At 65.3% G+C, this 10,381-nt stretch carries 11 protein-coding genes; 5 read left to right on the top strand and 6 right to left on the bottom strand.

Features of this window, described 5'->3' with window-relative positions; genetic code table 11:
* Window positions 1–314: 314 nt before the first annotated feature.
* From AC1DMG_RS16305 to AC1DMG_RS16295, 3 genes are read left to right on the top strand one after another with little or no spacing between them, the layout of a single operon-like run.
* Complete coding sequence (locus AC1DMG_RS16305) at window positions 315–1,232, top strand: LysR family transcriptional regulator (protein ID WP_477180768.1); 918 nt, start codon at window positions 315–317, stop codon at window positions 1,230–1,232.
* A gap of 59 nt (window positions 1,233–1,291) precedes the next feature.
* Entirely contained in the window at window positions 1,292–1,711 is a 420-nt protein-coding gene (locus tag AC1DMG_RS16300) for a VOC family protein (RefSeq protein ID WP_441604174.1), read from the top strand.
* Window positions 1,712–1,723: 12 nt separating this feature from the next.
* Window positions 1,724–2,878: a calcium:cation antiporter gene (locus AC1DMG_RS16295; RefSeq protein ID WP_441604175.1), complete on the top strand. Its 1,155-nt coding sequence runs from the start codon at window positions 1,724–1,726 to the stop codon at window positions 2,876–2,878.
* A gap of 38 nt (window positions 2,879–2,916) precedes the next feature.
* Here the strand turns inward: AC1DMG_RS16295 and egtD are convergent, their stop codons facing one another.
* The 5 genes from egtD to AC1DMG_RS16270 all read right to left on the bottom strand — a co-directional run bounded on the left by egtD (window position 2,917) and on the right by AC1DMG_RS16270 (window position 8,597).
* Window positions 2,917–3,903: an L-histidine N(alpha)-methyltransferase gene (egtD, locus tag AC1DMG_RS16290; protein ID WP_477180767.1), complete on the bottom strand. Its 987-nt coding sequence runs from the start codon at window positions 3,901–3,903 to the stop codon at window positions 2,917–2,919.
* Window positions 3,900–5,153 carry an ergothioneine biosynthesis protein EgtB gene (egtB, locus tag AC1DMG_RS16285; protein ID WP_477180766.1) on the bottom strand — a complete coding sequence of 418 codons (1,254 nt, stop codon included), beginning with the start codon at window positions 5,151–5,153 and terminating at the stop codon, window positions 3,900–3,902. The genes egtD and egtB overlap by 4 nt, the downstream gene beginning before the upstream one ends.
* A gap of 246 nt (window positions 5,154–5,399) precedes the next feature.
* Entirely contained in the window at window positions 5,400–5,753 is a 354-nt protein-coding gene (locus AC1DMG_RS16280; RefSeq protein ID WP_477180765.1) for a hypothetical protein, read from the bottom strand.
* Window positions 5,754–5,880: 127 nt separating this feature from the next.
* Window positions 5,881–8,076, bottom strand: coding sequence for a bifunctional 23S rRNA (guanine(2069)-N(7))-methyltransferase RlmK/23S rRNA (guanine(2445)-N(2))-methyltransferase RlmL (gene rlmKL / locus AC1DMG_RS16275; protein ID WP_441604179.1), 2,196 nt, complete (start codon window positions 8,074–8,076; stop codon window positions 5,881–5,883).
* Entirely contained in the window at window positions 8,073–8,597 is a 525-nt protein-coding gene (locus AC1DMG_RS16270; protein WP_441604180.1) for an alpha/beta hydrolase, read from the bottom strand. Before AC1DMG_RS16270 ends, rlmKL begins: the two co-directional genes overlap by 4 nt.
* An 81-nt stretch (window positions 8,598–8,678) precedes the next feature.
* Here AC1DMG_RS16270 and AC1DMG_RS16265 point away from each other — a divergent pair, with 81 nt between their 5' ends.
* A complete protein-coding gene (locus AC1DMG_RS16265) occupies window positions 8,679–9,245 on the top strand; it encodes an N-acetylmuramoyl-L-alanine amidase (RefSeq protein ID WP_441604181.1) in 567 nt (188 codons plus the stop codon).
* On the opposite strand, the gene AC1DMG_RS16260 is transcribed toward AC1DMG_RS16265, so the two are convergent.
* Window positions 9,235–9,492 (bottom strand): helix-hairpin-helix domain-containing protein, encoded by a 258-nt coding sequence (locus AC1DMG_RS16260; RefSeq protein WP_441604182.1) that lies wholly within the window; start codon window positions 9,490–9,492, stop codon window positions 9,235–9,237. The two genes, AC1DMG_RS16265 and AC1DMG_RS16260, sit on opposite strands and share 11 nt — an antisense overlap.
* A gap of 126 nt (window positions 9,493–9,618) precedes the next feature.
* Here AC1DMG_RS16260 and AC1DMG_RS16255 point away from each other — a divergent pair.
* On the top strand, window positions 9,619–10,381 hold a 763-nt coding region (locus AC1DMG_RS16255; protein WP_477180764.1), incomplete at its 3' end, for an acyl-CoA thioesterase.

Here is a 10,381-nt window from a genome sequence, read left to right as displayed (position 1 = left end):
TCTCTTTGGTTACTTTCTCTTGGGCAAGCAAGAGAAAGTAACCCGGCCTCCGGCAGGAGGACGGAAGCCCGCGGCAGGCGAGCCAGATCGCGATAACGCGACAACTAAATACCGAGGCTCTTGGTTCCTGCCGCGCAAGAACTACAAATAGAAACGTTCCCGCGAGCACCCGCCCCTCACCCCAACCCTCTCCCCTGCGGCGAGAGGGAGAAAGTCGCAGTCTGACGGGCACCCAAGCCAGCCGAAAGAAAGCCCACAACCAAACCCAACCCCTTGTCGTACCATCCCCCCACACTCGTTCGAAAGGCCCGAACATGTTGTCCGAAGACGAACTGGCCCTGCTGGAAGCCATTMGSGAAAGYGGCAGCCTSTCCCGCGCSGCMGCMCGCCTYGGCAAAGCSCCMTCSACCATCTCRCAYGCCGCSCGSCAACTCGAARSCCGCTTYGACGCCCTGTTGTTCGACCGCCGCCGCTACCGSCTGCAACTGACTCCCGCCGGCCAATTGCTCGCACTGGAAGCTGCGCGGCTGATGCAGGACGTGTCGCGCCTAAGCCGCCGCGTGAAGCAGATCGCCAGCGGCTGGGAAGACCGGCTGTGGATCGTCACCGATGAAATCATCGAGTTCGAACTCTTCTCACCCGTGATCCGCAGCTTCGATGCTCTGCAATCGGGTGTAGCCCTGCGCATGACGCACGAGGTGCTCGGTGGCACCTGGGAGGCGCTGCGCGATGGCCGTGCCGACCTCATCGTGGGCGCCACCAACGAGCCGCCGGTCATTCCGAAATTGCGCTGGTTCGAATTGGGCGTGATGGATTGGGTGTTCGCCATATCGCCGAGGCATCCGCTGGCCAAGGCTGGCGAGCCGCTGGAACGCGAAGTGGTCACGCGCCACCGCAGCGTGGTGGTGGCCGATTCATCGCGCRGCWCSGSSGGWCGCGCCTAYGGCMTGRTCGGYGGGCAAGCCWCGCTGGCGGTGCCGAGCATGGCGGCAAAGATCCATGCACAGAAAGAAGGCCTCGGCGTGGGCTGGCTGCCTCGCCAGCGCGTCGCCGGCTTGCTCAAGAGCGGCGAACTGGTGGAAAAACGCATGGCCGATCCACGCGAACCCAATGTGCTTTACGTGGCCTGGCGTGGCGACCAGGAAGGACGCGCCCTGTCGTGGTGGCTGGAACAACTGCGCCAGCCGCGCCTGGCCAAGCGACTGGTGCGCGGCATCGAAATCACCGGCTGAGCACGCCGCGTGACGCATCGTGGCAAGCTTGTTCGTGCATCGCGACCAGGAAGGTTTCCATGATCAGCAACCGCTCCATGCCGCCGGGCGTCATCATTCCCGAGCTGGCCTATCCCGATGTCCTGGCGGCCTCGGCCTGGTTATGCCGGGCGCTCGGCTTTCGCGAGCGCTTGCGCATCGGCGATCACCGCGTGCAGTTGATCTATGAGGGCACCTGCATCGTGGTCACGGAACGCGCCGATGGCGGCCACGTGGTCGATCATTCGCACGGTGTGATGGTTCATGTGGCAAATGTCGACGAGCATCATGCGCAGGCCACAGCCAACGGTGCGCGTGTGCTTCGCCCGCCTGCAGACTACCCCTATGGCGAACGCCAGTATTCGCTTGAAGACATCGGCGGCCATCGCTGGACGTTCTCGCAATCGATCGCCGATGTCGACCCTGCCAGCTATGGCGGCATACTGAGCGATACCCACTGAGCCGGAGCCATCATGACACTCGACTCGACTCTCACCGAAGAGCAGCCACTGTTGCAGCCGAAGATGTTCCTGCGCCCCGCCATTGCGTGGGCCACCGTGGCGATGTTCCTGATCTTTGGCTCGGACTGGATGCAGCACCTCAGCAACCACGCCATCGGCATCTCGCTGTTCGCGTGGCTGTTCGTGGTGATCGTATGGGGCTCGTTCGGCGTGGTGCACGAGGCGGAGGAACTGGCGGGCCTGCTCGGCGAGCCGGTAGGCACGCTGGTGCTCACGCTGTCCATCGTGTTGATCGAGGTGGTACTGATCTCCGCAGTGATGCTCGGCGCGGGCGATACGGCGACGCTCGCCCGCGACACCATGTACGCGGTACTGATGATCGTATTGAACGGCGTGGTGGGAATAGGCTTGCTGATCGGCGGCATGCGCCATCACGAGCAGGCGTACAACCTGCATGGCGCCTCCGCCTTCCTCGCGGTGATCATTCCGCTGGCGATGATCGCGCTGGTGCTGCCCAGCTTCACCGCCTCGACCCCGGACGGCTCGCTGACGCCAGTGCAGGCGGTGAGCTTCTCCATCCTCACCATCGGCCTCTATGGCTTATTCCTGTGGCTGCAGACGGGACGCCACCAGGGCTACTTCGTGGCGCCACGCTCGGACACCGACGCGATCGTGCCCGAAGAGCCTCCCGCGCCTCCGCGCCGCGCGCGCAAGGGCGAGATGGCGCTGCATCTGATCATGCTGCTGGTCAACATCCTGCCCATCGTGATTCTCTCCAAGAGCCTGGCCAAGGTGCTCGATTACGGGATCGCGGCGACGGGCGCGCCGCATGCGCTGGGCGGCGTCATCATCGCCATGCTGGTGTTCACGCCCGAAGGCATTTCGGCGCTCATCGCAATACGCCGCGACCAACTCACGCGCGCGATCAACCTGTGCCTGGGCGGCGCTGCATCGACGGTTGGCCTCACCGTGCCGGCCGTACTCGCCATCGGGCTGTTCACGGGCAAACCCGTAGTGCTCGGCCTGCCGCCGGCCAGCATGGTGGTGCTCGCTTCCACCCTGGTGCTGAGCACGCTGACCTTCTCTGGCTGGCGCACCACCATGCTCGAAGGCGCGGTGCACCTGTCGATGTTTGTGGTGTTCCTGGTGCTGGTGTTCAGCCCTTGAGAGTGTGAGCGCGCTTGTGCGCAAGCGCGCTCCATCGCTCAGGCGACGCGGGCGCCGGCGCGTACGAGATAGTAGACGGCGAACATGCCCTGCGGGTCGGTCCACTCATGGGCAATGGCGAGACCCGCCTTGCCGGCCAGCGCGGCGAAATCCTCGGGCGAGTACTTGCAGCTGTATTCCACCTGCATCGCCTCCTCCGCAGTGAAACCCACCTGCTGCTTGCCCACGCGCACCTTCTGGTCCTTGCTGCTGACGATGAAGGTTTCGATGCGGCCAGCCATCGCGTTGTAGTGCGCGCGATGACGGAACGCCGACAGGTCGAAGTCGCTGCCCAGTTCGCGGTTCAGACGCATCAGCAGGTTGAGGGTGAACTCCGCGGTGACGCCCGCCTTGTCGTTGTACGCCGCCTCGATGGTGGCGGTGTCCTTCTTCAGGTCGGCGCCGATCAGGATGCCGCCGTTGTCGCCCATCTCGCCGCGCATCTTGCGCAGCAGTTCGGCGGCGTCGCGCGCCTCGAAATTGCCGATGGTGGAGCCGGGGAAATAGATCACCGTGCGGCGCGGCGCACGCGGCGGGATCGGCAAGCGCAGCGGACGGGTAAAGTCCGCATGCAAGGCTTGCACCGGCACGCCCGGGAAGCGCTCGTTCAAGGCCTGGGTGCTGTTGCGCAGCGGCTCGGCGGAAATCTCCACCGGCACGTAGGACACCGGCGCGTGCAGATGTTCGAGCAGCATGCGCGTCTTGATCGCGTTGCCGCTGCCGTATTCGACCAGGCGCACGTCCTCGCCCAATACATCGGCGATATCGMCCGCATGCGCATCCATCAGCGCGATCTCGGCGCGCGTCAGGTAGTACTCGGGTTGCTCGCAGATCTCTTCGAACAACTGCGAGCCACGCTCGTCATAGAACAACCAGGAGGGCAATCGCTTGGGCTGCGCGCGCAGCCCGCGCTGCACGATGCCGAGCAGGTCGTCGACCGGTGGGCGGCGGTCATCGTCGCGGATATCGAAAGCTTGCACACTCATCGGTCCTGTCCCAGGCGTATCCCCATGAACTGCCAGCGGGCATGGGGAGGAAAGAAATTCCGGTACGTCGCACGTAGGTGTTCGCGGGGCGTCGCGCAAGAGCCACCGCGCAATACCCACTGTCCGTTCATGAATTTGCCGTTGTATTCGCCCAGCGCGCCAGCCAGCGGCCGGAAGCCGGGATAGCTCACATAGGGTGAGGCCGTCCATTCCCAGACATCGCCAAAAATCTGGAGCAGGCCGTCCCCGCCCTTCGCTGCTTGGGGATGGAACGACGTGGTATCAAGTAGGTTGCCCTGCACCGGCAAGGTGGCAGCCGCACTTTCCCACTCCGCTTCGGTGGGCAGGCGCATGCCGGCCCAGCGCGCAAACGCGTCGGCTTCGAAGTAGCTGATATGGCTCACCGGCGCATTCGGGTCGATCGCCTGCACGCCGGCCAGGGTGAATTCGCTGGCGAGATCTTCCTGCCAGTAGAACGGCCGCTGCCATTGTTCGCGGCTTATGGTGTCCCACCCTTCGGACAACCAAAGCGAGGGCTCCTCATAACCGCCGTCGTGCACGAAGGCCGCGTACTCGGCATTGGTCACCGKCCGGTTCGCCAGCGCATGCGGCTGCAACAGGCTGCGGTGCCGTGGCGATTCGTTGTCGAACGCGAAACCGCCGCCGCGGTGGCCGATCTCCACGATGCCCTCCTGGCCCGCGATGAAGCTCATGGGCACCGAGGTCGTCGCCGACGACGAGCTCAGCGGAGCGGTGTAGGCAGGCAGCAGCGGGTTGATGAAAAACGCATGCTTGATGTCGGTGAGCAATAGCTCCTGGTGCTGCTGTTCGTGCTCCAGCCCCAGTTCAATGATGCCCATCGTGGTGGCGTCCACATCCCGCGACAGCCAGTCGCTGACCGCCTCGTCCACCTTCGCGCGGTAGTCGCGTATCTGCGCGACGCCCGGGCGCGAGAGCAGGCCGCGGCGCGGGCGGGCGTGCATCGGACCCACACTCTGGTAGTAGGAGTTGAACAGGTAGTTCCACTCCGGATGCGGCGACCGGTAAGCCGGATCGCGCTCGAGCACGAAGCGTTCGAAGAACCAGGTGGTGTGCGCAAGATGCCACTTCGCGGGGCTGGCGTCCGGCATCGACTGCACCATCATGTCTTCGGGGGTGAGCGACGCACACAAGGCCATGCTGCGGGAGCGGATTCTCCGGAATCGCAGCGTCAGCGCCTCGGCTTGCGCGGCCGAATGCGCCAAGGTCATCGGGGCCTCCGGGAGGCGGTCACGGGGCCGTCGGACATGCCAGAGATTTTATGAAGACTCATACCGCGATCATTGCGCCGTGACATACGTAAACGATGCCGGACAGAACGTTCAAACGGTGTGATGTGAAGATGGCGAAACGTTGAAAAGTGCGCACCCGCGATGCTCCTTTGGTATCGCCACTGCCACAAAAAAGAAACCCGGCGCCAGGCCGGGTTTCTTCCGTATCAACGAACGCCTGCGCGATCAGTGACCGTAGTAGCGGTAGCCGCCGCGATTGTAGTAGCCGCGGTCGTGGTAACCACCGTGATGGTAGTAGCCGCCATGGCCACCCACCACGACGCCTACGGCCGGGTAAACCACCGGGCCACCGTAGACGGGACCGCCGTAGACGACCGGAGCCGGCGCGTAATACACCGGCGGAGGCGGTGCGTACACCACCGGGGCCGGAGCGTAATAACCCACGCCAACGGCCGGCAGACCGATGCCCACGTTCAAGCTGACGTGGCCCGCGAACGCCGGGGCAAYGGCGACACAGCCAACGATCATGGCCGCGGCCACTGCAACGCGCTTGATGGTGGAAATCTTCGTCTTATTCATGAGTTTGTCTCCCAAGGGAGGCTTGATTCCGACAGAAGGATTGGACGTTGCCTTCTATCGCTCTTTGCCGGGATCAATGCTGTGACTTTTGCGCTGAATCCGGACTGAGTAGAAAGCGTGAAAATGCTTAACGCCTGGCCTTGTTCCTGACGTGGTTCACACTCTCGCCCCAAGGCGATTCCTGGGGATGCAGGCGCAGCAGCCAGCAGCCGTGGATATCGGACCGGCGGGTGAAATCAAACGGGATGCTGGGGGCACTCCAGTCCTCGATGATGAACCGTTCAGCCAGCGCCTCATGGTTCAGCTTGAAGCGGCGGAAGTTGTTCGAAAACACGATCACGCCATCGCTGGAAAGACGTTCCGCGCAAGCCAGCAGGAGCTGGGCGTGATCGCGCTGGACATCGAAGTCTTCCGCCCGCTTGGAGTTGGAGAAGGTCGGCGGGTCGACATAGATCAGCCCGTAGCGTTCCTTGTCCTGCTTGAGGAAGCTCATCGCGTCTGCCTGCATCAGGCGATGCTTGCCGCCGGTGAAGCCATTGAGCGCAAGATTGCGCGACGCCCAGTCCAGGTAGGTGGCCGACAGGTCCACGCTAGTGGTATCGCGCGCCTCGCCCGCCGCCGCATAGACGCTGGCCGTCGCCGTATAGGCAAACAGGTTGAGGAAGCGGCGGCCCGAGGCCAGCTCGCGGAGCTTGCCGCGCACCAGCCGGTGGTCGATGAACAGGCCGGTGTCCAGGTAATCGGTAAGGTTGGCAAGGAAGCGCAGGCCGCCTTCGGCCACCTCGATGAACTCGCCACGCTGGTCGAACTGGCCGTACTTGGAGCCGCCCTTGCCGCGCTCACGCGTCTTCAGCGCAATGCGGTCGCGCGGGACGCCCAGCACTTCGCCGGCCACGCGCACGATCTCGCGCAGGCGGTGGCGTGCCGTTTCGACGGGGATCTCGGCCGGTGCCCGGTACTCCTGGATGTGCAGCCAGGGCTCCGCGCCTTCCCTGCCGTAGACGTCGATGGCGGCCGCGTATTCGGGCAGGTCCTGGTCGTAAGCGCGCCAGCAATGGATGTCTTCGCGGTCAAGGCGCTTGCGCAGGTTGCGCAGGTTCTTTTCGAGGCGATTGCGCAGCATCTGCGCGCCTTCGGAAAGCGGCTTCACTTCGCGCGGGGTCTCGCTGCGCGCGTGCAGTTCAAACACCAGCAGCTGCGTTTCCAGGGCGCCGTTGTAGAGCGCGTATTTCTTTTCGGCGCGCAGCGGGATCGCCTGCCCCAGTTCCGCATCGCCTGCCAGCACGGCGGCGCGCCAGCCGGCAAAGCGCTCGCGCAGGGTTTCGCCCAGGGCGCGGTAAAGGCGCGGCATTTCCACGCGGTCGCCCAGACGCTCGCCGTACGGCGGGTTGGTGATCACCAGTCCGCGCGTATAGCCCGGCGGCGGCGACACATGGGTGGCGTCGTGCTTGTCTAGCGTGAGGAAGCCGGCGACGCCCGCTTCCTGCGCATTGCGCTTGGCCGTCTGCACCATGCGCGAATCCGCATCGCTGCCGAAGAAGCAGCTACGCAGGGAACGCAGGCCCGCTTCGGCACGCTGGCGCGCGTCATCGAGCAGGCTGCGCCAGACGGCGATGTCGTGCTGCGCCCAGCCCAGGAAACCGTAGTACTCGCGGTGCAGGCCAGGTGCCACATCCGCGGCCATCCAGGCGCCTTCGACCAGCAGCGTGCCCGAGCCACACATGGGATCGAGCAGCGCGCCGCCTTCGGCATAGATCTCCGGCCAACGCGCGCGCAACAACATCGCAGCGGCCAGGTTTTCCTTCAGCGGTGCTTCGCCCTGCACTTCGCGCCAGCCACGGCGATGCAGCGGCGAGCCGGCCAGGTCGAGCGACAGCGTCGCGCGGTCACGGCGCAGGCGAAGATTGATGCGCACGTCCGGCTCGTCGGTATCCACAGCGGGGCGCGAACCATCGCGCTGGCGGAACTGATCGACCACTGCGTCTTTCACGCGCTGGGCGATGAACTGGCTATGGGTGAGCTTGCTCTGCGCCGAATTGGCGTCGACCGCCAGGGTGGCGTGCGAGGCGAGGTGCTTTGACCAGTCGATCGCCTGCACGCCCGCGTAAAGCGCGTCGTCCGTGGCGGCGTCGAAGTCGGCCAGCGGCAATAGCACACGGCTGGCCAGGCGCGACCACAGGCAGGCCCGGTAAGCGGTCTCCAGCGTGCCGGCGAAATGCACGCCGGCCAATGCCTCGCGCACGTCTTCGGCGCCCAGCGCCACCAGTTCGTCGCGCAGCAGGTATTCGAGGCCCTTGGGGCACGTGGCAAAGAAAGCGCTCATGCGGCCGCCAAAGAAGTAAGGAACAAGCCGAACTGGTCGACGATGCGATCGACGCTGTCGCTCAGGCGGTGGTCGTCATCGACCACGATCAGAGGCAGTCGACGGCGGGCGGAGAAGCTGATCACCCCTTCGGGCGGGCAGACGTCATCGCGCCAGCCGTGGTAGAGCAAGGTGGGCACGCCCTCGGCCAGATCGAATGCCTGGCGGTAGCCGGGGATCTCGCTGGGCGTCGCCAACAGGAACAGGCCGGCCACCGGGCGCTGCAACGAGGCCAGGCCGGACACGAAGGAACCCATGCTGGAACCGACCAGGATCGGCGGCGCGTCGAGCGTATCGATGGCCGCCAGCAGACGCTCCACGCGCGGAGCCACCGAACCCGCGTAGCCCGGCAGGTCGTCGCTGCGATAGTCCGGACGCTGGGTTTTCCAGCCCAGGGACTCGGCGAAGCCGGCCAGCACGCTGACCTTGGTGGCGTCCGGACCGGAATCCGAACCGTGCGAAAGAATGATCTGGCCGCGCATCGCGGTCTCCACTACTGCGTCCATCTGGCCGCGCATGGTAACAGGCGACGTCCCGGCCCACCGTCGCTAGACTGCCAGCCCATGCCTCTGACCATCACAGATCAGCCCCTCCCCTACGTCTCCCTGCTGCCAGAGCGTCCCGCTGACGCGGTGGAGATGGTGGTCATCCACTGCACCGAACTACCCGATCTGGCCACGGCCCGCGAGTACGGCGAGCGTGTGCTCTATGACAGCGGCGCGGGCGCCAGCGGGCATTACTACATCGACCGCGACGGCAGCATTTACCGCTATGTGCCAGGCACCCGCGTGGCCCACCACGTGCGCGGCCACAACCCGTATTCCATCGGCATCGAACTGGTGAACCTGGGTCGCTACCCGGAGTGGTGGGATTCCCGCCGCCAGACCATGACCGAGCCCTACCCGCCTGCCCAGCTCGCCGCGCTGCGTGCCCTGCTGGCCCAGCTGAGGCAGGACTTCCCTCGCCTGCAGCTGATCGCCGGCCACGAGCAGCTGGACACGGACCGTCTGCCGGCCACCGACGATCCGGCCCTGGATGTGCCGCGCAAGCTCGATCCAGGCCCGCTGTTCCCCTGGGCCGAGGTGCTGGAAGGCAGTGGGCTGACCCGATGGACCCCGCCTAACGGCTAGACGTCAGCGGGGGCGAATGGCGAGCCAGCGCCACGGCCAGCATCACGGCGACGCGCGCCTGCGGGCTGCTGCGCCAACAGGTGGCGCCCAGCAGGGTGCTGATCTGCAGGAGCACGTCGTCGACCTCAACGCCGGCGAGTTGGTCCAGCGTGCTGATGCCGATCTGCTCCAGGCGGGATACCACCGCCAGGCCAACGCCTGGCACATCCAGCAGGCATTGGCGTTCCCAGTCTGAAAAGTGTTCCATCACCGCCCCCTTGGTCGTGGAGCGATGAATACCGTCGGCGCTATCCGCCCGTCTGCCAGCCCTTCCCGACCGCGACGGTCGGCGCGTCGCTATAATTCCCGGCCACCTATACCGAGCCTGCTCTCCATGACGGAAAACCACGTCCGCGAACTCGTCGACCTGCTCGAACTGGAGCGTCTGGAGGACAACCTGTTCCGCGGCCAGAGCCGGGACATCGGTACGCATTTCGTGTTCGGCGGCCAGGTGCTGGGCCAGGCCTTGTCTGCCGCCCAGCGCACCGTGGATGCCGATCGCGAAGCCCATTCGCTGCACGCCTATTTCCTGCGCGCGGGCGACATCAAGGCGCCCATCGTCTACAACGTGGAGCGCACGCGCGACGGCGGCACGTTCTCCTCCCGCCGGGTGGTGGCGATCCAGCACGGCCAGCCCATCCTCAACGGATCGATTTCCTTCCAGGTGCCGGAGACCGGCTTCGAGCATCAGTCCTCGATGCCCGAAGTGCCCATGCCCGAGGACATCGAGCCGATGCAGGCCGTGCCGCCGGAGCAGCTGACCAAGCTGCCGGAGAAGCTGCAGCGCTGGCTGGGCGTGGATGCGCCGTTCGAATTTCGCCATGTCTGGCCGCAGGACAAGCTGCATCCGACCAAGCGGCCGCCGATCCAGCACATCTGGTTCCGTCTTACCGCGCCGGTCAGCGATTCGCCGATGCTGCAGCGCTCGCTGCTGGCCTATGCCTCGGATTTCAACCTGATCGGCACGGCCACCCTGCCGCACGGCATCTCCTACTACACGCACAACGTGCAGATGGCGAGCCTGGACCATGCGCTGTGGTTCCATCGCCCGTTCCGGGTGGACGAGTGGCTGCTCTACTCGTTCGACAGCCCGACCG

It is taken from the genome of Dyella sp. 01N36, assembly GCF_056399745.1.
The sequence above is the reverse complement of the archived record's forward strand: the minus strand, read 5'-3'. Positions and strand labels throughout refer to the sequence as shown.